Genomic DNA, 20,345 nt, shown 5'->3' on the forward strand with positions numbered 1-20,345 from the left:
CCTGGGTCTCGCGCGATGAATATCGGCTTCGCGACGATGCACGCCGCTTCGAGACCTGGGAGAACAATTACGCGGCCCGGCTGGGCCTCGGCGCCGCCGTCGACTACGCCCTGGAGATCGGCATCGCTCCGATCGAACAACGCTGCCGAATGCTTGCCGGCCGTCTTCGCAACGGCCTCGCGGCCCTTCCCGGCATCACCATTCGCGACCTCGGACGCGCGCCGGGTGCCATCGTCAGCTTCACGCTGGACGGGCACGAGGCGGACGCCGTTGTCGCCAGTGCCGCTGCAGCAGGCATCACCATCGGCGCTTCAGATCCGTCGAGCACGCGCATCGATGCCGAACTTCGCGCCTTGCCGCATGTCGTGCGGGCATCGCCGCATTATTACAACACGGAAGCCGAGATCGATCGGCTGATCGCTCATCTGGCGGATCTGGCGGCACGGTAACAAAAGGCCGGCGCGGCCGGGCCTTGAAGTCGGTCCACAGTCGCGCCGTCTGGGCTTCAAGCTCTTGTCGTCAGCGCCGAGAGCTGGTCGGTATCGAAGCGGGCGCGTAGCTCGCTGATGGCCTTCGCATCCGGGCGACCGCTTGCTGTCAGCTTCGCCAGCTCCTCGAAGTAATGCTCGTGTCCCGGCGGGGATACGGTCATGAGCACACGCGCGGGCTTCTCGCTCGCGTTGGTGATGTTGTGGGGAACACCGGGAGGAATGAAGAGGAAGGTTCCTGGGGTTGCCCGGACAATCTCATCCCCGACGAACCATTCACACTCGCCTTCGAGCATGTAGAAGGTCTCCTCCTGAACACGATGAACGTGCCGGCCGGTGGCGAATCCTGCCGGAATTGTCCAGTCGAACATGCTCGTGTGCCTGGTGTCCTCGCCCGTCACCAGGAAGGCCATTGGTTGGCCGCGCAGCGTGACCCCCTCGGTCTCGCCGGGCCTGCGGATGACGTGTTTCGCGGTCATGTACACCTCCATCGCTGTTGCAGCGTTCCTCACGGCTCGCGCGATGGTGGTCCCGTCCAGCCGGAAAGTCGCGAAGCAGTTCGGAAAACGTTGCAAAAAACCTGCGAAATGTGGCCTTCTTCGGCGATGGCCACGATCCTTGAATTTGGTCCCTTTCGGCTCGATGGCGATGCGGGGATCCTGTTCCACGGTGCTGAGCCGACCGCTCTCGGCCAGCGCGCAGTGCTGCTGCTGGCGGTCCTCGTCCGGCAGGCTGGTGTGCCGGTTTCAAAGGAGGCCTTGATCGAGGCGGCCTGGCCCGCCCAGGCCGTCGAGGACAGCAACCTGACCGTCCAGATCGCGGCGGTGCGGCGCACGCTGGCGGACATCTCCGGCGAGGCGCGTTGGATCGAAACGCTGCCGCGCCGTGGCTATCGCTATGTCGGTCCGACCGTGACGAAGTCCGATCCGGATCCCGCACGAGCAACACCGCAAGCGCCGTTGCTGTCACTGCCCGACAGGCCGTCGATCGCAGTGCTACCTTTCACGAACTTGAGCGGCGACGAGGAGCAGGACTATTTTGCCGACGGGATGGTCGACGACATCATCACCGGCCTCTCGCGCATCAACTGGCTGTTCGTGATCGCGCGGAATTCCACGTTCGCGTACAAGGGCCGCGCGGTGGACGTGAAGCAGGTCGGCCGCGAACTTGGCGTACGCTACGTGCTGGAAGGCAGTGTCCGCAAGACCGGCACGCTGGTCCGCATCACCGGTCAGTTGATCGATGCGTCGACTGGCATGCACGTATGGGCCGAGCGATTTGACCGCCGGTCCGAAGACGTCTTCGCCCTCCAGGACGACATCGCATCGTCGACCGTCGGTGCGATCGCGCCCAGCCTGCGGCGCGCCGAGATCAACAGGGTCAGGCGCAAGCGGCCGGACAGCCTGGATGCCTATGATCTCGTCCTGCGCGCCCAGCCGGACGTCGATTCCGGCATGCCGGTCCAGGTCACCCAGGCGCTCGTGCTGCTCGAACGCGCGATCGCGCTGGAACCTGCGTATGCGCTCGCGCACGGCAATGCAGCGATGTGCCATCATTGCCTGTTTCTTCGAGCCGGATTGCAGGAGGCCAATCGCGAGGCCTCGATCCGCCACGCGCGCTCGGCCATCGCCCATGGCCAGGATGATGCGCTTGCTCTCACGCTCGCAGGCTTTTCGATCGGCATGGACGGGCACGATCGCCCCGCAGCCTTCATCGCGTTCGAGGCCGCGCTCGCCATCGGCCCATCATCGGCGCTGACCTACATCCTCGGCAGCGTCATGCTCGGCTGGGGCGGAGATGCTGACCGCGCTATCGAATGGAGCGAACGAGGCCTGCGGCTCAGCCCGTTCGATCCATGGGCTTTCGCCGCTTTCGACGCCCAGGCTCTCGGGCACTTCCATCACGGCCGATATGAGGATGCGTGCCGCGCCGCTTACCGCTCGGTTCAGGCCAATCCTCGCCACAGCATCACCCATGTGCAATTGGCCGCGGCGCTGGCAAAGCTTGGACGATTGCAGGAGGCGAAGGCGGCGGCCGCGCGGGTGCTGGAGCTGCACCCGACGTTCCGCTATGGCCGTCAATTTCAGGGCGTCAACTGCGCGCCAACGCTCGCTTCCTCGCTCGGCGACGCTCTCCGCATCGCAGGCCTTCCGGAGTAGCGCTCGGCTCGGCCTGGCGTCTCAACGTGCCCTAGGTGCAGCGCGCGCTCAGTCCGGACGCACTGAGCTTCGCCATCACCTCGTCGAGATGGGCGCTGTCGCGGGTCTCGATGACGAGTTGCAGGAGCGTGGCCTTGGCCGGCAGGTCGGAGAAGGTCCGCTGGTGCGAAACCTCGATGATGTTGGCGCCGGCCTCGGCCAAAAGGGCCGCGACGGCGGCCAATTGCCCGGGTCTGTCTGGAATGTCGAGTGAGAGCTGGGTCAGCCGCCCCTCGCGCGCCAGCTCGCGCGTGAGGACGGATGCGATCAGCCGCGTGTCGATATTGCCGCCGCTCAGGACGAGACCGACTTTCTGGCCGGCAAAGCGTGACGGATCGGACATCAGAGCGGCAAGGCCGGCGGCGCCGGCGCCCTCGACGACCGTCTTCTCGATCGAGATCAGGGTTGCGACCGCGCGCTCGAGCTCGGCCTCGTTGACGAGCGCAATGTCGTCGACGAGGCGTCGGACGATTTCGGTCGTGATCTTGCCGGGCGATTTCACCGCGATGCCTTCGGCGAGCGTGTCGCCCCGCGCCGGCAGATTGCCGTCATGGATGGCGTTGTACATCGAGGGATAGAGCCAGGCCTCGACGCCCAGAATTCGCAGCGACGGCTTGATCGATTTCGCCGCGATGCCGATGCCGCTGATCAGGCCGCCGCCGCCGATCGGCACGACCAGCGTGTCGAGCTCCGGCACGGCCCTCATCATCTCCAGCCCGACCGTGCCCTGCCCCGCGATCACCAGCGGATCGTCGTAGGGGTGGACGAAGATCATGCTTTTGGCTTCGCCGTGGCTTCGCGCGAACGCGGCCGCCTCCTCCAGCGTCGCGCCTGTGACGACCACTTCAGCGCCGTGATGCCTGGTGTTCTCGACCTTCACCATGGGCGTGCCGACCGGCATGACGATGGTGGCGGGAATGCCGAGCCGCTTGGCGTGATAGGCGACGCCCTGCGCGTGGTTACCCGCCGACATCGCGATCACGCCCCGCGCGCGCTCCTCCGGCGCCAGCGCGGTGAGGCGGTTGAGCGCGCCCCGCTCCTTGAACGAGGAGGTGAACTGGAGGTTCTCGAATTTGAGCCAGATCTCGCAGCCGCAGATGCTGCTCAGCGTGCGGCTGTAGCTGCAGGGCGTCTCGACGACGGCGCCCCTGATCGTCTCGGCTGCGGCAGCAATGTCGCTTGGGGCGACCGGCAGACCGCTGAGATCAAAGGGTGGGATTGGGGACAAGTCAGCCATAGGACAGCATAGGGCATTTGGCCGGCTCAGGCGATAAGCCAGCCGCTATTTGGTAAACTCGCGCGACCGCGAAGCCCGCCACAGCGTCCACAGCGTGCGCAGCCGGGACGATGGCCTCGGCGTGAAGGGATTGCGCCCGGGTTGCGACAGCAGCTTGAGATCGGCCCGCACCTGTCCAATCGGCAGAAATGCTGCCCGCGCCGCTGCCGGCACCTCCGGCAGCAACGACAGGGCCGTAGCCAGATGCTGCCTCGCTTCGCCCGCGAGCTGCTCCAGCACGGAACGCAAATTCGGCGTCTCCTTGCCGGCGAACACATCTTCCATGTTGCAACCGTGGCTCGTCAGCAGCTGCTGCGGCAGGAACAGCTGCCGGTGCGCGGCATCGCGCGGCAGGTTTGCAATGACCTGGACGATGCCCTGCGCCAGCCCGGCATGACGGGCGAGATGCTCGGTGGCGTCCGAGGGCGGCGCCAGGATCTGCGCCGCCAGAGCGAACAGCGCCGATGAGGTCGCGGCCAGATAGCCTTCCAGCGCCGCGATGGTCGGCATCGGGTCGTTGTAGAGGTCGAACTGGTGCTCGTCGACGAGCAGCGACAGCGGCTCGACCGGCAGGTCGAAATCGCGGATCGCGCGCAGCAGCTCCGCCGCCACCGGATTGCCCTCGGCGCTGCCATGGACGTGGCCGGAGAGCATGTCGGTCCACCATTGAAAGCGGATTTCGCCGGGCAAGGGCTGGCTCACCTGATCGCGGACGCGGACGATCTCGACATTGAAGGCATAGAGCGCCAGCAGCGCTCGGCGCTCGGCGGCGGGCGCGAACAGCGTCGCGACGTAGAGCGGAAAGTCATGGCTGCGCACGAGATCGGCGCAGAAGGTGACGGAATCGGGCGGCGGCGCGGCGCTGCTCATGTGCTGTTCATGGCACCGCGATCAGCGCAGCGGCAACCCGCCGCCGTTCGCCGATCATGATGTTGTAGGTGCGCACCGCAGGGCCGGTCTGCATCGTATCCAGCACCACCCTCACCGCCTTGAGCGCCTGCCGCAGCGCCGGCGGCGGCAGCCAGACGCCGGTTCCGGTGCCGATCAGGAGCGTGTCGATGCTGTTGGCGGCCGTGAAGACCCGGTCCAGCGAATAGCGGTCGATCTTCTGGGGATCCGTCACGTCCCAGGCCCAGATCGCGTCGGGCAGGCACAGCAGCGAGCCCCGATGCGACATGCCGGCGAAGGCGAAGCCGCCCTTGCCATAGGCCTCGATCGGCGCCGAGCGCGGGAAATGCGGTGCATTGGGATCGCCGGCCATGAGCTCTGTCCGAATGGGCTTACTGCCCTCGCAAACGCCTGCGAGGGCATGCGGTTCGGATCATGCCTTGCTTTTCTTCGCCGGTGGTGCCGTATCGGGCGCATCCTCGCGATGCTCGCCGACGCCGAGATAGATCAGGATCGGCGCCGCGATGAAGATCGAGGTGTAGGTGCCGACCAGCACCACGCCGAACATCATCACCGCGGTGAAGCTGTGAATCGCGTGCCCGCCGAACAGGAGCAGCGCCAGCAGCGCCAGCGTCACCGTGAAGTGGGTGATGATCGAGCGCGACAGCGTCGAGTTGATGGACTCGTTGAGCAGCTGCGGCATCGGCATCTTCTTGTAGCGCCGCAGCATTTCGCGGATTCGGTCGTAGATGACGACGGTGTCGTTGAGCGAATAGCCGAGAATGGTCAGCAGCGCGGCGATACTGGTCAGGTCGAAATCGACCTGGCTGATCGACATGAAGCCGATCGTGAGCACGATGTCGTGCACGTTGGCGATCATGGCCCCTAACGCGAACTGCCATTCGAACCGGAACCAGAGATAGATCAGGATCGAGACGATCGCGAGCATCAGACCGAGCATGCCGAAGGCCAGCAGCTCGCCGGAGACGCGCGGGCCGACCACTTCGACGCGGCGATACTCGACGGAATCGCCGAGCGCGGAACGAACCTTCTGCACCGCCTCCTGCTGCGCGGCATCGCCGCCCGGCTGCTCTGCGACGCGGATCAGGACGTTCGCGGCATCGCCGAACTGCTGCAACTGCACTTCGCCGAGACGCAATCCATCCAGCGTCGTGCGCATCGCGGCGATGTCGGCGGCGCCCGACTTCGCCCTGACCTCCAGCAGCGTGCCGCCGCGGAAGTCGATGCCGAAATTCAGGCCATGGGTGAAGAACAACGTGATCGCGACGATCGACAGCGCCGCCGAGATCGGGAAGCTGATGCGGCGGAAGCGCGTGAAATCGAAATGCGTTTCGTCAGGGACGATACGCAGCGACGGCAGCAGGCCGAGCGCGGCAACCACGGTGAGGACGGCAATGAGGACGCCGAGCCCGATGAGAACGGTGTGAGTCACGATCAGGCTCCTAGATCGGCACGCTCTGCGGCCGCTTCCACCGCACCCACCAGGCGACGATCAGCCGCGTCAGCGTGAAGGCGGTGAACACCGTGGTGATGATGCCGATGCCGAGCGTCACGGCAAAGCCGCGCACCGGGCCGGTGCCGATGTAGAACAGCACCGCGGCGGCAATGAAGGTGGTGATGTTGGAATCGAGGATGGTCGCGAGCGCCCGCTTGAAGCCGGCGTCGATCGCCGAAATCGCGTTGCGGCCGCCGCGCAGCTCCTCACGGATGCGCTCGTAGATCAGCACGTTGGAGTCCACCGCGATGCCGACGGTGAGCACGATGCCGGCGATGCCGGGCAGCGTCAGCGTGGCGTTGAGCAGCGACAACAGGCCGAAGATCATGGCGACGTTGATGGCCACGGCGATGTTCGCGAACACCCCGAACAGCCGGTAGGTCAGCAGCATGAAGATGATGACGAGGATGGAGCCGACATAGGCCGCGAGTTCGCCCTTCTCGATCGAGTCCTGGCCGAGGCCCGGACCGACGGTGCGCTCCTCGACCACCGTCAGCGGCGCCGGCAATGCGCCGGCGCGCAGCAGGATCGCCAGATCGTTGGCCGATTGCACGGTGAAGCTGCCGGAGATCTGGCCCTGGCCGCCGGTGATGGGCTCGCGGATGACGGGCGCCGAGATCACCTTGTTATCCAGAACGATCGCGAACGGCAGGCCCACGTTCTCCTGCGTGGCCTGCGAGAACTTGCGCGCACCCGAGGTGTTGAACTTGAAGCTGACGACCGGCTCGCCCGTGCGCTGGTCGAAGCTCGCCTGGGCGTCGGTCAGATCGCCACCGGCGACCAGCACCTGCTTCTTGACCACATAGGGCGTGGGCGGCGGCGATGCGCTCATCAGGAGTTCGGATTCCGGCGGCAACCTGCCCGCTTGCGCCTGATCCGGCGGCACGGAGGTGTCGACCATGCGGAATTCCATCTTCGCAGTCTTGCCCAGCAGTTCCTTCAGGCGGGTCGGGTCCTGAAGTCCGGGGACCTGCACCAGGATGCGGTCATTGCCCTGGCGCTGGATCACGGGCTCGACGGTGCCGAGCTCGTTGACGCGGCGTTCGACGATCTGGATCGACTGCTCGATGGTCTTGCGCAGGCGATCGAGCATCGCGGCCTGCGGGACGCTCAGGCGGATCACTCCGCCGCCGGCATCGGTCACCTCAAGGTCGCGCTGACCGCTGGATCCCATCAGGCCGCCCAGCGGCTGAGACAGCTCGCGCAGCTTGGCGAGCGCCGCCTGAGCGTCGGATTCCTTGGTGATGCGAACCTCGACCGCGTCGTTGCGCACGGTGACGCCGCCGGTGAAGCCGATCTTGGCATCGCGCAGCGTGCGGCGAACGTCGTCACGGACCTGGTCGAGCCGTTCCTTCTTCACGTAGTTGGAATCGACCTCGAGCAGCAGGTAGGAGCCACCCTGGAGGTCAAGGCCGAGCACGAGCCGGCGCTGCGCCCAGGCGGGCCAGGTCTTGACCTGGGCCTCGGGGAAGAAGTTCGGGACCGCGCAGAGGCACACGATCAGCGCCGTCAGGATGATCCCGAGCGCCTTCCACCGCGTGAAATACAACATCGACTGGACCTGTCAGATCAGGAGACTTGAGATGCTCGCGGACGCGCTCACTTCGAGGCGGCGTCGTCCTTGGCGGCTTCCTTGCTATCCTTGGATTCCTTCGCCGGCTCGCCCTTGGCGCGCACGCCCGAGATCATCTGGCGCATCTGCCGCACGCGGACGCCGTCGGAAATCTCGAACTCGATCTGGTCGTCGTCGACGACCTTGGTGACCTTGCCGACGAGGCCGCCCGAGGTCACGACGGTGTCGCCGCGGCGGATATTCTTCACGAGGTCGGCATGATCACGGACCTTCTTCTGCTGCGGACGCAGAATCAGGAAGTACATGATCACGAAGATCAGGGCGAACGGCAGCAGCGACATCAACATGCTGTTGGTGTCGCCGGCGCCCGCGGCCTGGGCATACGCAGGGGTAATCAGCATTCGGACGATCCTCGTGAGAACGGGGGAAAGCCGGTCAGGCCCTCAAAGGCGACCGGTTCGGTCAAATTCGCGCGGACTATAGCGGCCATTGCCCCAATTGCAACGCTGCCAGACTGCCCTTTTGACCCACCTTGCGGCGCGCCGTCAGGCCCGATAAGGCTGCGTTCTCAGGAACTTCGGACATGCCCAAAAACCTTAGCAAAAGCCCGGCCGGCAAAGGCCCCCGCACCCCTGCCCGCAAGCCCGCCCCCGTCGCGGCAAAACGCCCCAAGGCGGCCGTCAAGGCAGCCCCAGACCTCTCCCAGGAGCGCATCGTCCGCGCGCTGGAGACCATTGCGGCGCACCTGTCCGCCCAGGGCAAGCCGGCCCTCGAACGCGAGTCGTTCAAGCAGGCCGATGCCTATGTCTGGCACCCCGACGGCCGCCTCGCAGCCGTGCCGCGGGTCAGCCGCGTCGAGCTGTTCCTGCTCAAGGGCGTCGACCGGATGCGCGACATCCTGATGGAGAACACCGAGCGCTTCGCCAATGGCCTGCCCGCCAACAATGCCCTGCTCTGGGGCGCGCGCGGTATGGGCAAGTCGTCGCTGGTGAAGGCGGCGCACGCCAGCATCAACGCGGAGCGCAAGCCGGCGGACAGGGTGAAGCTGATCGAGATCCACCGCGAGGACATCGAAACGCTGCCGACGCTGATGGAGAAGCTCCGGGACGCCAGCTTCCACTTCATCGTGTTCATCGACGACCTCTCCTTCGACGGCAATGACGCGTCCTACAAATCGCTGAAGGCCGTGCTCGAAGGCGGCATCGAGGGCCGGCCCGAGAATGTCATCCTCTACGCCACCTCCAACCGCCGCCATCTGCTGGCGCGCGACATGATCGAGAACGAGCGCTCGACCGCGATCAATCCCGGCGAAGCCGTCGAAGAGAAGGTCTCGCTGTCAGATCGCTTCGGCCTGTGGCTCGGCTTCCACCGCTGCAGCCAGGACGAATACCTCGCCATGGTGCGCGGCTATTGCAGCCATTTCGGCATTGAGGTCGACGATGAGGCGCTGGAGCGCGAGGCGCTGGAATGGTCGACCACCCGCGGCTCCCGCTCGGGCCGCGTCGCCTGGCAGTTCGTGCAGGAGCTGGCGGGCCGGCTGGGCGTGAAGCTGACGGCGAAGTAAGGCTAGCTATAGCCCCGCCCACAACTGTCATTCCCCGCCTTGTGCGCAATTGCGCACTGGAGCGGGGAATCCAGTACGCTGCGGCTTTTCGGCTCAACAATGACTGTCTCTGAAATACTGGGTCGCCCGGCCAGGCCGGGCGACGACAGCTTCAATGCGGAGGCAATTTAGGCCTTACGCCCCGTTCAGGAATTGAAGCGGGTCAACCGGGCTCGATCCCTTGCGGATCTCGAAGTGGAGCTGCGGCGACGCCACCTCCCCGGATTGACCCGACTTGGCAATGACCTGACCGCGCTTGATGGTATCGCCGCGCTTCACCATCAGCTCACTCGCATGGGCATATGCGGTGACGTAGCCGTTGGAGTGCCGAACCAGGACCAGATTGCCGTAACCTTTCAGCTCATTGCCGGAATAGGCGACGACGCCGTCTTCGGCCGCCTTGACCGGCGTCCCCTCGGGCACCGCGAGATTGATGCCGTCATTGGACTTGCCGTTGGTCTTGGCGCCGTAGGTGGTGACCACCTTGCCGCGCACCGGCCAGCGGAAGGTCGGCAGCGCGCTGGTGGTCTCCGCGGCTTTCGCCGGAGCCTCGGCGGGCTTCTCTTCGACATTGGTCGTGGCCTGAGCCAGCCGAGCACTCTGCACCGGTGCGGCGACAGCCGCCATCTTGGTGGCGGGCGCAGGAGCGGCAGCAACCGGCTGGAGCGTCCCGACAACCGGAGCAGCCCCGACGGGAGCCGCCGCAACCGGCGCCGCGAGGGCAGCGGTCTTGGCACCGGGCACGGTCAGCCTGGTGCCGAGCTTGAGCTTGGCCGACGGATCGAGGCCGTTGGCACGGGCGAGCTCAGCCGACGATATATGGTTCTTGCGGGCAATGCTGGCGAGCGTGTCGCCGTGATTGACGAAGTGGGTGCTCGGCGGCGCAGCCAACGCCGCAACCGGCTTGGCTGCAGGCGCCATCGCGGGAGCCGCCGCGACGGGAGCCAACGCGGGCGCAGGTGCAGCGGCGGTGGCCGGATGCGGGATGATCAGCTGCTGGCCGGGCGAGAGCGAGCGCGGCCCCTTGTAGCCGTTGGCCGCGAGGATCGCCTGCGGCGTGACACGATAACGCTTGGCGAGCACGTCGAGCGTATCGCTGGTGCCGACGATGATCTTGGTCCCTCCGGCCGGCTGAGCCGCGGCAACGGAACGCGGCGGCACGGTGGCCGTGGTTTCCAGATGCGGCTGCGCCGGGGGCGCGTAGGAGCTGACGCCGCGCCCGCCTCCGGACACGCCACCACCACCCGTGACGGGATAGGATTGCGGTGCGGACACCGCCGGCGGCGGCAAGGGCTGCGACTGATAATAGCCCGGCTGCGTCTGCGGCCGCGAATATTGCGGCAGCTCGCGCTGCTGCGGCGGCGGCGGGGCCGGCTGCACCGAACCGGTCTGGTCAGAGGAGAAGGGGTTGGAGAAGTTCGACTGGGACAGCCGCGACGACATGTCGGCGCTGCACCCTGCGAAGCTGAAGGAGATCAGCGCCAGCACCGCGACCTGCGGTACGCGGCGCGAGTAAAGCAACTCGGCGACGACGGACATGGTTACTCACTCGTACGCAACAGAACTGGTGTTTTAAGTAAACACGCGCCGAGTAAATAACGGCTTAACCCTCCCAATAAGATGTTGGCCGCGCAGCCGATCCGGAAATCTACAGCTCCCGCGCCACCCCGGGCAGTGCCGGCACGAAGCGGACCTCGACGAGTTCCTTGCGCTCGATCCCAGCTTCGGTGCGGGTCAGGCGGACCAGCGTCTGCACGCCCTGATGCGGGCCGACCGGCGCGATCAGGATGCCGCCGACCTCGAGCCGCTCGACCAAATTGTCCGGAAGCCGCTCCACTGCGGCGGTGACGATGATGCGGTCGAACGGGCCGATATTGGGCGGCAGATTGAGCCCGTCGCCGAGCATCACCTCGACATTGTGACAGTCGAGCTTTTCGAGCCGAGCGCGCGCCGTATCGGCAAGCTTGCGATAGCGTTCGACGGTCAGGACCTGGCCGGCGAGCCGCGACAGCACGGCGGCCTGATAGCCGGAACCTGCCCCGATCTCGAGCACGCGGTGCCGCTTCTGAAGCTGGAGCTGCTCGGTCATGTAGGCCACGACGAAGGGCTGGCTGATGGTCTGCCCGCAGGCGATCGGCAGCGCGCTGTCACGATAAGCGCCCTCGCGATCGGCCTCGTCGACGAAAAGCTCGCGCGGCACCTCCTCCATGGTTCGCAGCACCGCCTGATCGCTGATGCCCCGACGCCTCAGCGAGAGCTGAAACATCATCTTTTCCGGCGGATGCTGATCGGGGGTCATTGCCTGCTTGTGCTGTCGTGCCGGGTCCGGTGGACGTTAAGCCCGGGCGCAGGAATCGTGTTCCTGCTCAGGAACCCATGATAACCTTCGCCTGGAGCATTTGACCACAAATTGGCTTGCCATGGGCGAGCCGCGATGACCATTTTCAGGTATCCGTTCGTCGAAACGCGCATTGCGTCAATTCGTGTTATCTGCGAACGTTTTTGGCAATGGGCAAGGGACTCAACTATGACCGCGACAGGGCTTTCCGGCCGCTCTGTATTCCTCGTCGAGGACGAGGTGATGATCAGGATGATGGTCGCGGACATGCTCGAAGAGCTTGGCTACAAGGTCGCAGCTGAGGCGGGCGACATCACCGAGGCCATGCGGCTCGCCCAGGCGACCGAGTTCGACATCGCCATTCTCGACGTCAACGTCAACGGCAAGGTGATCTCGCCGGTCGCCGACGTGATCAAGGCGAAAGGCTGCCCGTTCATCTTCGCCACCGGCTACGGCTCCTCCGGCCTGCCCGAGCAGTACCGCGACCGGCCGGCGCTCCAGAAGCCGTTCCAGCTCGACGCGCTCGGCAAGACCATCGAAGCCGCGCTTCGCGGTGGCTAAAGCATGATCCGGAAAAGTGCGCAGCGGTTTTCCGAAAAGATCATGCTTAAACGACAACCTAAAGCGCGATGACGATTCATCCTGATCGCATCGCGCTTTAGCGTTACTTCAGCGTCGCGCTGAGCTCTTCCGAAAACGCTTCGTTGGTGCGGTCGAGCCTGAGCGGGGTGACCGAGACATAGCGCTCGCGAAGCGCCGCCAGATCAGTGCCGTCGGCCGGCGTATCCATCATCGCGGCGCGCTCGAATCCGATCCAGAAATAGGGATTGCCGCGGCCGTCCTGGCGCTCGTCGATCCTGAGGAAACCGAGATTGCGCTTGCCCTGGCGCGTGACGCGGATGCCCAGCACATCCTCCGGCGCGCAGGACGGGAAATTGACGTTGATGACCGTGTCCTTCGGAATGCCCGCGGCAATCACCTTGCGCAGGATGTCGGGCCCGAACTTGCGCGCGGTGTCCCATGGCGGGCGCTCGCGGGTCTCGACGCTGAACTCCTGCGACAGCGCGAATGACGGCAACCCCAGGATGGTGCCTTCCAGCGCGCCGGCGATGGTGCCGGAATAGACCACGTCCTCGGCGACGTTGCGGCCCTTGTTGACCCCGGACAGCACGACGTCAGGCAGCTTGGCACCGAGGATATGGCGCGCGCCCATGATGACGCAGTCGGTCGGCGTGCCGCGCACGGCAAAGTGCCGCGGCCCGACTTCGCGCAAGCGCAAGGGATCGTTCAGCGACAGCGAGTGCGACACGCCGGACTGGTCGAGCTCGGGCGCCACCACCCAGACGTCGTCGGACAGCGCGCGCGCGATCTCCTCCACGACCTTGAGGCCGGGGGCATGAATGCCGTCGTCATTGGTGCAGAGAATACGCATGCGAAGGGTCGATTCCAAAAAAGCGGGGTCTGAGCCGTCTTATCCGGCTCCGGCCGATCAGGCAAACCGGCTGATCAGGGGTTCCTGCCTGAACCCGTTAGCGGCGGATGCGCCATTGCGGAAGGAAGCGCGCCAGCCGCCCCTCCGCACGCAGACTCATCGCGGGTACCGCCGGACTGACGACGGCAGCCTCGATCACGCCGAGCGCCTCCAATTGCACAACGAACGCATCCGGCTCCGGCTCTCGCGGAAAGCGTTCGCGCGCCACCGTCAGCGCGTTGTCGAAGTCGGCAGCGTTCACACCGGGCTTGGCCCGCCGGCTCTGCACGAGATCGTCGTCCCATAGCCGGGCGATCTCGATGTCGAGCACGCCGCGCAGGCGCTGATCGACGGCCTGGATACCCGCCCCCGTCACCGCCCATTGTCGGCCGACCCAGAAGATGTCGCGGTGCAAGGCCATGAACGGTGGTTCGCGTTGTCGGATGGCCGGCAGGATAGCCGGCCGCCCGATCTTCGCAACCGATCGTTTCCAGCATTTCAGACGGGCAGCGCGATTCTTGTCTTGACGCGTTCTCTTGACGCGAACCGGTATCCACTTCGCTCGAAAACGCTTTAGTCGCGCCCGATCACCTTCACGCCGCCCATATAGGGCTGAAGCACGTCGGGGACCGCGATCGAGCCGTCCTCCTGCTGATAGGTCTCCATCACGGCGATCAGCGCGCGGCCGAGCGCGGTGCCGGAGCCGTTCAGCGTGTGGACGAAACGCGGCTTGCCGTCGGGACCGCGCGAGCGCGCATCCATGCGTCGTGCCTGGAAGTCGCCGCAGACCGAGCAGCTCGAAATCTCGCGGAATGCCCCGCCCTCGCCCTGCCCCGGCATCCAGACCTCAATGTCATAGGTTTTTTGCGACGAGAAACCCATGTCTCCTGCGCAAAGCGTCATCACCCGATAATGCAGCCCGAGCCGCTGCAGCACCTGCTCGGCGCAGGACAGCATGCGCTCCAGCTCGTCCTTGCTCACCTCCGGCGTCGTGATCGAGACCAGCTCGACCTTGGTGAACTGGTGCTGGCGGATCATGCCGCGCGTGTCACGTCCGGCCGCGCCGGCCTCGGCGCGGAAGCACGGCGTCAGCGCGGTGAGCCGCATCGGCAATTGCTTCTCGTCGAGGATGGATTCGCGCGCGAGGTTGGTGAGCGAGACTTCCGCGGTCGGAATGAGGCCGAGGCGCTCTGTCCTCAGCCGCTCCTGGTCGGGCGAGGCAAGGAGCTCGCCCTTGATCGCCCAGAACTGATCATCCTCGAACTTCGGCAATTGTCCGGTGCCGAACATGATCTCGTTGCGCACCAGCAGCGGCGGATTGATCTCGGTATAGCCGTGCTCGTCGACGTGCAGATTCAGCATGAACTGGCCGAGCGCGCGTTCGAGCCGCGCCAGTCCCTTCTTCAGCACGACGAAGCGTGCGCCGGAGAGTTTTGCCGCCGCTTCGAAATCCATGTCACCGAGCGCGGTGCCGAGATCGTCATGCAGCTTCGGCGCAAAGCCGTAGTTGCGCTTGTTGCCGAACACGTGGTGCTGCACGTTGCCGTGCTCGTCGACACCGTCGGGGACTTCGTCGAACGGAATGTTCGGGATCGCGGACAGCTCTTTGGTCAGCTCCTCATCGGCGGCTTTCGCGGCGGCCTCGAGCTGCGGCATCGTGGTCTTGAGCTCGGCCACCTCGGCCATCAGCTTGGCCGCGCGCGCCTCGTCCTTCGCCTTCTTGGCATCGCCGATTTCCTTGGAGGCCGCATTGCGCCGCGCCTGCGCCTGCTCGGAGGCCAGGATCGCCGCGCGCCGCGTCTCGTCGATCGCGAGCAGCGAGGCCGACAACGGCTTCAGGCCGCGCCGGGCGAGGCCGGCGTCGAAGGCTTGCGGATTGTCGCGGATCGATTTGATGTCGTGCATGGCTGTCTTCCCGTCATGGCCGGGTTAATCCCGGCCATCCACGTATCTGCCGCCTTAGATCAAGTCGTGGATGCCCGGGTCAAGCCCGGGTATGACGAATCATGGGCTGAATGGCGCTATGATAGAGCGAAAGCGCCCTACTCCGCCGGATTGGCCGGCGTCGACACGTCGGTGCCGGTGGTCGCCTGCGCGGCTGCCGCCGCCTTCTTCTCCACCATCCCCACCGCGATGATCGACCCCTCGTAGAGCAAGAGCAAGGGAAGCGCGAGCGAGCACTGGCTGAGCACGTCCGGCGGGGTCAGCACCGCCGCGATGACGAAGGCGATGACGATGAAATAGCGGCGCTTCTCGCGCAGCATCTTCGAGGTCACGATGCCGATCCGTCCGAGCAGCGTCAGGATCACCGGAAGCTGGAAGGCGATGCCGAAGGCGAAGATCAACGACATCATCAGCGACAGATATTCGCCGACCTTGGGCAAAAGCTGGATCTGCGCGGTCTCGTCGCTGCCGGCCTGCTGCATGCCGAGCGAGAAGCGGACCAGCATCGGCAGCACGACAAAATAGACCAGCGCCGCGCCGAGCACGAAGAAAAACGGGGTCGCGACCAGATATGGCAGGAAGGCCTGCTTCTCGTGCTTGTACAGCCCGGGCGCGACGAATTTGTAGATCTGCGTCGCCACGATCGGAAACGAGATGAAGCCGGCGCCGAACAAAGCGAGCTTGAGCTGGGTGATGAAATATTCCAGCAGCGCCGTGTAGATGAACTTGGAATTCTCCGGACCCGCGACCCATACGAACGGCCAGACCAGCACGTTGTAGATCTGCTTGGCGAAGAAGAAGCAGAAGATGAAGGCCACGCCAAAGCCGAGCAGCGCCTTGATCAGCCGCGAGCGCAGCTCGATCAGGTGGTCCATCAGCGGGGCTTTGCTGGCCTCGATATCGGCGTCGCTCATGACGCTTTGGCGTCCTTGATCGCTTCGGATGGCGCGGTGTCCTGCGCAACCTGCGCCTGCTCGACCTCACGGGTGATGGCGAGCGGCTCGTTCGCAGCCGCATGCGCCTCGGCTTCCATGAAGGTCGCGGGCGTCGGCGCTTCCGGAGTGGTAGGAGTGACAGGCGCTTCAATTGAAGTCGCCGGTGGTTCGACAGCCGTCGTGGTCGGCGTCTCGGCGGGCTTGTCCAGCGCGTCGACGCGGAGCGCGTCGCTGACGTCCTTCTGGAGCGAGGACAGCGGATTGAAGCCGGTCGCGGCTTCCTTGACCTCGTCGAAGCTCTTCTTGAGGTCGGCCATTTCGGCCTCGCGCATCGCTTCCTGGAACTGGCCCTGGAATTCGGCGGCCATCTTGCGGGCCTTGCCCATCCACTGTCCGACCATGCGCAGCACGCCCGGCAGCTCTTTCGGGCCGATGGCGATCAAGGCCACGACCCCGATCAGGACCAGTTCACTCCACCCGATGTCGAACATGAGGTCTTCCGTTCACGCGAAGCCGCAGCCGACCCAATCCCTTGCGCGCAGGATCGGGCCGCCCCCCGCGTCTCGCGTGCTCTTTGGCTCAGACGGCCTTGCTGCCGACGTCGGACCGCGCCGCGGTCGGCGCATTGTTGTGCTCGATGGACTTGGCCGGCTCGGGCTTCTCGGCGGGCTTGTCGTCGTCCTGCATGCCCTTCTTGAACGCCTTGATGCCCTGCGCCACGTCGCCCATCAGATCCGAAATCTTGCCGCGGCCGAACAGCAGCAGGACCACTGCGATCACCAGGATCCAGTGCCAAATGCTGAGTGAACCCATCCTGCAACCCTCCAAACGCGCATGGCCGGGGACCCGGCCGATCTTCACTGAAACCTAGGCTTGGCGGGTGTCAAAAACAAGGACCAAGGCAGCGCCAATTCGCTGTTGGCACTACGTAATCTTGCTAGTGTTAACCGGTCGCAGGGCACCGGTAAAACGCAAAGGCCTCACTCTTCGGTGCCGCCTTCGCCGCCCTCCTCTTGGCCGCCTTCCGGTGCCTCCTCCGGAGTCTCGGGCTCAACCGCAGGCGCCAGCGCCAGATCGAGATCCTCGCCCGGTTCCAAGGGATCCTCGTCCTCGCGGAGCTGCGGGTCGTCCGACGGCGTCGGCACGCTGAATCCGGTCGGCAGGCGCGAATCCAAGAGGCCCGTGCCCTTCAGCTCCTCGAGGCCCGGCAGATCGCCGAGCTGTTCCAGGGTGAATTGCGACAGGAAGTCCTCGGTGGTTCCGAAGGTCAGCGGACGGCCCGGCGTCTTGCGGCGGCCACGCGGCTTGATCCAGCCGGTCTCCAGCAGCACGTCGAGCGTGCCCTTCGAGGTGACGACGCCGCGGATCTCCTCGATCTCGGCGCGCGTCACCGGCTGGTGATAGGCGATGATCGCCAGCACCTCGATTGCCGCGCGCGACAGGCGGCGGGTCTCGGTGCTCTCCCGCGTCATCAGCCAGGCGAGATCGCCGGCGGTGCGGAAGGTCCATTTGTTGGCGACGCGAACGAGGTTCACCCCGCGCAAGGAATAGTCCGCCTGCAATTGCTCGAGCGCGGCCTTGACGTCGACGCCCTCGGGCATGCGCTTGGCCAGCGTCGCGGTATCCAGCGGTTCACTCGAAGCGAACAGCAGTGCTTCCAGCAGCCGCAATTCCTCGGGACGTGCCTGGGATTCGTTCTCCATCGGCTCGGCCTCTTCTACCCGCACTTCAGCCAGGCTTGCCATGGCAGCTTCTCCTTCTTGCACTTAACCGACCGGCGCATCAGGCGCAGGAGCTGCGTCCGGCACCGGTTTGGGGCGCCCCTTCCGGAAATAGATGGGCGCAAACGCCTCTTTCTGGTTCAGCTCCAGCTGACCCTCGCGCACCAATTCGAGCGCAGCAGCAAAGCTCGAGGCGAACACCGTCGCGCGCTGCGTCGGATCGGCGACGTGCCGGACCAGGAAGTCGTCGAGCACGCCCCAATCGTCCTGCTCGCTGATGCTGCCGACCAGCCGCTCCAGCGTGGCGCGCGCCTCGGCGAGCGACCACACCGTGCGCTTGGCCAGATGCACGCTCGCCAGCACGCGCGACTGGCGCTGCGAGGCGTAGGCGGTGAGCAAATCGTACAGCGTCGCCGTGTATTTCGGGTGCTTGATCTCGGCGATCTGCTCGGGCTCGCCGCGCGGGAAGATGTCGCGCAGCAATTGCTGCCTGTTCATCAGCCGGTTGGCGGCTTCGCGAATGGCCTCCAGCCGGCGCAGGCGGTTGGCGAGCGCCGTCGCCATCTGCTCGGCGCTCGGGCCTTCCGCGCTCGGCGGCTCCGGCAGCAGCAGGCGCGACTTCAGGAAGGCGAGCCATGCCGCCATGACGAGGTAATCGGCGGCGAGCTCGAGCCGGATCTTTCGCGCGGCTTCGATGAAGTGGAGATACTGGTCGGCCAGCGCCAGGATCGAGATCTTGGCGAGGTCGACCTTCTGCTGCCGCGCCAGCGCGAGCAACAGATCGAGCGGACCCTCATAGCCCTCGACGTCCACCACCAACGCCGGCTCACCCTCGGCAAGCTCTGCGGGCCGCCCGGTTTCGAAAGATAGAATTTCTGCGGTCATGCCGATGCCGTGTTTGCCCGTGCGATCAATGCGTCCAGCTCAGTGCGTGCGGCGACGCGATCGAGCGGTTGCGGCGCCTTGCGCGCGGCGAGCGCGGCGTTCGCCCGCTCCAGCGCCCTGCCCGACAGCTCAGGTGTCTGGCCGGCGACCTCGCGCATCTCCTCGATATTGCCGTTGCAATGCAGGGCCACATCGCAGCCGGCCGCGAAGATGGCGCGGGTCCGCTCGGCGATATTCCCCGACAGCGCGTTCATCGACACGTCATCACTCATTAACAAACCCTGGAACCCGATTGCGCCGCGAATCACGTCAGCAATCATTGTCGCAGATGTCGTCGCCGGATGGGCGGGGTCGACCGCGCTAAACACAACATGTGCAGTCATGGCCATCGGCAGGTCCGACAGCGGCTTGAAGGCGGCGAAGTCGGTCCGTTCCAGCTCGTCCCTGGGCGTATCGACCGTCGGCAGCTTGAAATGGGTGTCGGCAGTGGCCCGGCCATGGCCGGGGATGTGCTTGAGCACCGGCAACACGCCGCCCTGCGCTAGGCCCTCGGTGACCGCGCGCGCGATCGCCGCGACCTTGCCGGGCTCGGTGCCATAGGCCCTGTTCCCGATGACAGCATCGGCACCCTCGACGGGCACGTCGGCCAGCGGCAGGCAATCCACGGTGATGCCGAGATCGGCAAGATCAGCCGCGATCAGGCGGGCGGACAGGCGCGCCGCGGTGAGCCCGAGCGCCGAATCAGTGCCGTACAAGGTCGAGAAAACGGCGCCCGGCGGATAGACCGGCCAGTGCGGCGGACCGAGCCGCTGTACCCTACCGCCTTCCTGATCGATCAGGATGGGCGCGTCGGCAGCACCTGCCGCCGTCCGCAATTCCGCAACCAGTGCAGCGACTTGAGCTGGCGTTGCGACATTGCGCTTGAATAGGATGAAGCCCCATGGGCGTTGGTCGCGGATAAACTCCCGCTCGACGGCGGTCAGTTCCGTTCCGGATACACCGGTAATGAAGGCCCGCGTGCTCATAACGGCCGATTAACCCTGACCCGCGAGGGGGTCAAGGAAACGGCCGTTAATTCCTCTGGACGAAGCAGGCGGACAAGCCTGCGGACTTCAGGCTGTTGCAGGCGTGCGTCGCTTCCTCTGCCGAACCATAGGGCCCAGCGAAGGCGCGGTAGACGACCCCCTTGCCCTTGTCGCTGAGGTCGACCCGCTTGATCACCGGCGAACGGGAGCCGAGCACGCTGCCATATTTGCTCTGAAGCACGCGATACGACGCGGCCGCGCTATCCTCGCTCTGCTGCGAGGAGACCTGCACGATGTAGCCGCCACCGCCGCTGCTGGCGGGCGCGATTTGCGTCGGGGTGGTCGCAGCCATCCGCTGCGGCGGTTCGGCTGCCGGGACCGATTGCGGCGCCAGCGACATCGGCTGGTTGGCGCTGGCATTGGCCGAGGTCGGCGGATTGCGCGGCGCGACCGGCGCAACGGGCGCAGCCACAGGCTTCGGCGC

23 protein-coding genes are annotated in these 20,345 nt (G+C 65.6%); 4 read left to right on the top strand and 19 right to left on the bottom strand.

The window, feature by feature from the left end:
• A partial coding sequence (locus tag IC66_RS0122770; protein ID WP_038949150.1) for an aminotransferase class V-fold PLP-dependent enzyme occupies positions 1–449 on the top strand: 449 nt, incomplete at its 5' end.
• A gap of 56 nt (positions 450–505) precedes the next feature.
• On the opposite strand, the gene IC66_RS0122775 is transcribed toward IC66_RS0122770, so the two are convergent.
• Positions 506–967, bottom strand: a complete 462-nt coding sequence (locus IC66_RS0122775) for a cupin domain-containing protein (RefSeq protein ID WP_038949151.1) — start codon at positions 965–967, stop codon at positions 506–508.
• 126 nt (positions 968–1,093) lie between these two features.
• Here IC66_RS0122775 and IC66_RS0122780 point away from each other — a divergent pair, with 126 nt between their 5' ends.
• Positions 1,094–2,647 carry a winged helix-turn-helix domain-containing protein gene (locus IC66_RS0122780; protein WP_038949152.1) on the top strand — a complete coding sequence of 518 codons (1,554 nt, stop codon included), beginning with the start codon at positions 1,094–1,096 and terminating at the stop codon, positions 2,645–2,647.
• Positions 2,648–2,678: 31 nt separating this feature from the next.
• On the opposite strand, the gene IC66_RS0122785 is transcribed toward IC66_RS0122780, so the two are convergent.
• The 6 genes from IC66_RS0122785 to yajC are packed head-to-tail and all read right to left on the bottom strand — an operon-like array spanning position 2,679 to position 8,340.
• The gene (locus IC66_RS0122785) at positions 2,679–3,923 is read right to left on the bottom strand and encodes a threonine ammonia-lyase (protein WP_038949153.1); all 1,245 of its coding nucleotides are present in this window, start codon (positions 3,921–3,923) and stop codon (positions 2,679–2,681) included.
• Between the two features lie 45 nt (positions 3,924–3,968).
• Positions 3,969–4,832 (bottom strand): phytoene/squalene synthase family protein, encoded by an 864-nt coding sequence (locus IC66_RS0122790; RefSeq protein WP_038949154.1) that lies wholly within the window; start codon positions 4,830–4,832, stop codon positions 3,969–3,971.
• A 7-nt stretch (positions 4,833–4,839) separates the two neighbouring features.
• Complete coding sequence (locus IC66_RS0122795) at positions 4,840–5,223, bottom strand: Mth938-like domain-containing protein (RefSeq protein ID WP_028144478.1); 384 nt, start codon at positions 5,221–5,223, stop codon at positions 4,840–4,842.
• A 60-nt stretch (positions 5,224–5,283) separates the two neighbouring features.
• Complete coding sequence (gene secF / locus IC66_RS0122800; RefSeq protein WP_028144477.1) at positions 5,284–6,303, bottom strand: protein translocase subunit SecF; 1,020 nt, start codon at positions 6,301–6,303, stop codon at positions 5,284–5,286.
• A 10-nt stretch (positions 6,304–6,313) separates the two neighbouring features.
• Positions 6,314–7,918 (bottom strand): protein translocase subunit SecD, encoded by a 1,605-nt coding sequence (gene secD / locus IC66_RS0122805; protein ID WP_028144476.1) that lies wholly within the window; start codon positions 7,916–7,918, stop codon positions 6,314–6,316.
• A gap of 47 nt (positions 7,919–7,965) precedes the next feature.
• Complete coding sequence (yajC, locus tag IC66_RS0122810; protein ID WP_014495068.1) at positions 7,966–8,340, bottom strand: preprotein translocase subunit YajC; 375 nt, start codon at positions 8,338–8,340, stop codon at positions 7,966–7,968.
• Between the two features lie 182 nt (positions 8,341–8,522).
• On the opposite strand from yajC, the gene IC66_RS0122815 reads away from it, so the two are divergent.
• Positions 8,523–9,503: an ATP-binding protein gene (locus IC66_RS0122815; protein WP_038949155.1), complete on the top strand. Its 981-nt coding sequence runs from the start codon at positions 8,523–8,525 to the stop codon at positions 9,501–9,503.
• A 174-nt stretch (positions 9,504–9,677) separates the two neighbouring features.
• Here the strand turns inward: IC66_RS0122815 and IC66_RS0122820 are convergent, their stop codons facing one another.
• Both IC66_RS0122820 and IC66_RS0122825 read right to left on the bottom strand, forming a co-directional pair.
• The gene (locus tag IC66_RS0122820) at positions 9,678–11,081 is read right to left on the bottom strand and encodes a LysM peptidoglycan-binding domain-containing M23 family metallopeptidase (RefSeq protein WP_038949156.1); all 1,404 of its coding nucleotides are present in this window, start codon (positions 11,079–11,081) and stop codon (positions 9,678–9,680) included.
• A gap of 109 nt (positions 11,082–11,190) precedes the next feature.
• Positions 11,191–11,841 (bottom strand): protein-L-isoaspartate(D-aspartate) O-methyltransferase, encoded by a 651-nt coding sequence (locus IC66_RS0122825; protein ID WP_038949157.1) that lies wholly within the window; start codon positions 11,839–11,841, stop codon positions 11,191–11,193.
• Positions 11,842–12,069: 228 nt separating this feature from the next.
• Between IC66_RS0122825 and IC66_RS0122830 the strand changes: the two genes are divergently transcribed.
• Entirely contained in the window at positions 12,070–12,441 is a 372-nt protein-coding gene (locus tag IC66_RS0122830) for a response regulator (RefSeq protein ID WP_008547195.1), read from the top strand.
• Between the two features lie 103 nt (positions 12,442–12,544).
• On the opposite strand, the gene surE is transcribed toward IC66_RS0122830, so the two are convergent.
• From surE to IC66_RS0122880, 10 genes are all read right to left on the bottom strand, one after another.
• Complete coding sequence (gene surE / locus IC66_RS0122835) at positions 12,545–13,312, bottom strand: 5'/3'-nucleotidase SurE (protein WP_018317879.1); 768 nt, start codon at positions 13,310–13,312, stop codon at positions 12,545–12,547.
• Between the two features lie 97 nt (positions 13,313–13,409).
• The gene (locus IC66_RS0122840) at positions 13,410–13,772 is read right to left on the bottom strand and encodes a hypothetical protein (protein ID WP_038949158.1); all 363 of its coding nucleotides are present in this window, start codon (positions 13,770–13,772) and stop codon (positions 13,410–13,412) included.
• Between the two features lie 152 nt (positions 13,773–13,924).
• The gene (gene serS / locus IC66_RS0122845) at positions 13,925–15,256 is read right to left on the bottom strand and encodes a serine--tRNA ligase (protein ID WP_038949159.1); all 1,332 of its coding nucleotides are present in this window, start codon (positions 15,254–15,256) and stop codon (positions 13,925–13,927) included.
• Positions 15,257–15,393: 137 nt separating this feature from the next.
• Positions 15,394–16,209, bottom strand: coding sequence for a twin-arginine translocase subunit TatC (gene tatC / locus IC66_RS0122850; protein WP_038949160.1), 816 nt, complete (start codon positions 16,207–16,209; stop codon positions 15,394–15,396).
• Positions 16,206–16,721 (bottom strand): Sec-independent protein translocase protein TatB, encoded by a 516-nt coding sequence (gene tatB / locus IC66_RS0122855; protein ID WP_028145380.1) that lies wholly within the window; start codon positions 16,719–16,721, stop codon positions 16,206–16,208. The genes tatC and tatB overlap by 4 nt, the downstream gene beginning before the upstream one ends.
• 88 nt (positions 16,722–16,809) lie before the next feature.
• Positions 16,810–17,043 carry a twin-arginine translocase TatA/TatE family subunit gene (locus IC66_RS0122860; protein WP_028145381.1) on the bottom strand — a complete coding sequence of 78 codons (234 nt, stop codon included), beginning with the start codon at positions 17,041–17,043 and terminating at the stop codon, positions 16,810–16,812.
• Positions 17,044–17,210: 167 nt separating this feature from the next.
• Positions 17,211–17,975 (bottom strand): SMC-Scp complex subunit ScpB, encoded by a 765-nt coding sequence (scpB, locus tag IC66_RS0122865; RefSeq protein ID WP_028145382.1) that lies wholly within the window; start codon positions 17,973–17,975, stop codon positions 17,211–17,213.
• Positions 17,976–17,996: 21 nt separating this feature from the next.
• A complete protein-coding gene (locus IC66_RS0122870) occupies positions 17,997–18,836 on the bottom strand; it encodes a segregation and condensation protein A (RefSeq protein ID WP_018317872.1) in 840 nt (279 codons plus the stop codon).
• Positions 18,833–19,861, bottom strand: coding sequence for a beta-N-acetylhexosaminidase (gene nagZ, locus IC66_RS0122875; protein ID WP_028145383.1), 1,029 nt, complete (start codon positions 19,859–19,861; stop codon positions 18,833–18,835). Before nagZ ends, IC66_RS0122870 begins: the two co-directional genes overlap by 4 nt.
• A gap of 46 nt (positions 19,862–19,907) precedes the next feature.
• Positions 19,908–20,345: SPOR domain-containing protein (locus tag IC66_RS0122880; protein WP_162131340.1), on the bottom strand; the 438-nt coding region annotated here is incomplete at its 5' end.

This window comes from Bradyrhizobium genomosp. III (assembly GCF_000261705.1).
Taxonomy (GTDB): Bacteria; Pseudomonadota; Alphaproteobacteria; order Rhizobiales; family Xanthobacteraceae; genus Bradyrhizobium; species Bradyrhizobium ottawaense.

Excerpts from the sequence above, each read along its gene's own strand:
- IC66_RS0122775 (WP_038949151.1), bottom strand. The coding sequence starts at position 967 with ATGACCGCGAAACACGTCATCCGCAGGCCCGGCGAGACCGAGGGGGTC.
- IC66_RS0122780 (WP_038949152.1), top strand. The coding sequence starts at position 1,094 with ATGGCCACGATCCTTGAATTTGGTCCCTTTCGGCTCGATGGCGATGCG.
- IC66_RS0122785 (WP_038949153.1), bottom strand. The coding sequence starts at position 3,923 with ATGGCTGACTTGTCCCCAATCCCACCCTTTGATCTCAGCGGTCTGCCG.
- IC66_RS0122790 (WP_038949154.1), bottom strand. The coding sequence starts at position 4,832 with ATGAGCAGCGCCGCGCCGCCGCCCGATTCCGTCACCTTCTGCGCCGAT.
- IC66_RS0122795 (WP_028144478.1), bottom strand. The coding sequence starts at position 5,223 with ATGGCCGGCGATCCCAATGCACCGCATTTCCCGCGCTCGGCGCCGATC.
- secD (WP_028144476.1), bottom strand. The coding sequence starts at position 7,918 with ATGTTGTATTTCACGCGGTGGAAGGCGCTCGGGATCATCCTGACGGCG.
- yajC (WP_014495068.1), bottom strand. The coding sequence starts at position 8,340 with ATGCTGATTACCCCTGCGTATGCCCAGGCCGCGGGCGCCGGCGACACC.
- IC66_RS0122815 (WP_038949155.1), top strand. The coding sequence starts at position 8,523 with ATGCCCAAAAACCTTAGCAAAAGCCCGGCCGGCAAAGGCCCCCGCACC.
- IC66_RS0122820 (WP_038949156.1), bottom strand. The coding sequence starts at position 11,081 with ATGTCCGTCGTCGCCGAGTTGCTTTACTCGCGCCGCGTACCGCAGGTC.
- IC66_RS0122825 (WP_038949157.1), bottom strand. The coding sequence starts at position 11,841 with ATGACCCCCGATCAGCATCCGCCGGAAAAGATGATGTTTCAGCTCTCG.
- IC66_RS0122830 (WP_008547195.1), top strand. The coding sequence starts at position 12,070 with ATGACCGCGACAGGGCTTTCCGGCCGCTCTGTATTCCTCGTCGAGGAC.
- surE (WP_018317879.1), bottom strand. The coding sequence starts at position 13,312 with ATGCGTATTCTCTGCACCAATGACGACGGCATTCATGCCCCCGGCCTC.
- IC66_RS0122840 (WP_038949158.1), bottom strand. The coding sequence starts at position 13,772 with ATGGCCTTGCACCGCGACATCTTCTGGGTCGGCCGACAATGGGCGGTG.
- serS (WP_038949159.1), bottom strand. The coding sequence starts at position 15,256 with ATGCACGACATCAAATCGATCCGCGACAATCCGCAAGCCTTCGACGCC.
- tatC (WP_038949160.1), bottom strand. The coding sequence starts at position 16,209 with ATGAGCGACGCCGATATCGAGGCCAGCAAAGCCCCGCTGATGGACCAC.
- tatB (WP_028145380.1), bottom strand. The coding sequence starts at position 16,721 with ATGTTCGACATCGGGTGGAGTGAACTGGTCCTGATCGGGGTCGTGGCC.
- IC66_RS0122860 (WP_028145381.1), bottom strand. The coding sequence starts at position 17,043 with ATGGGTTCACTCAGCATTTGGCACTGGATCCTGGTGATCGCAGTGGTC.
- scpB (WP_028145382.1), bottom strand. The coding sequence starts at position 17,975 with ATGGCAAGCCTGGCTGAAGTGCGGGTAGAAGAGGCCGAGCCGATGGAG.
- IC66_RS0122870 (WP_018317872.1), bottom strand. The coding sequence starts at position 18,836 with ATGACCGCAGAAATTCTATCTTTCGAAACCGGGCGGCCCGCAGAGCTT.
- nagZ (WP_028145383.1), bottom strand. The coding sequence starts at position 19,861 with ATGAGCACGCGGGCCTTCATTACCGGTGTATCCGGAACGGAACTGACC.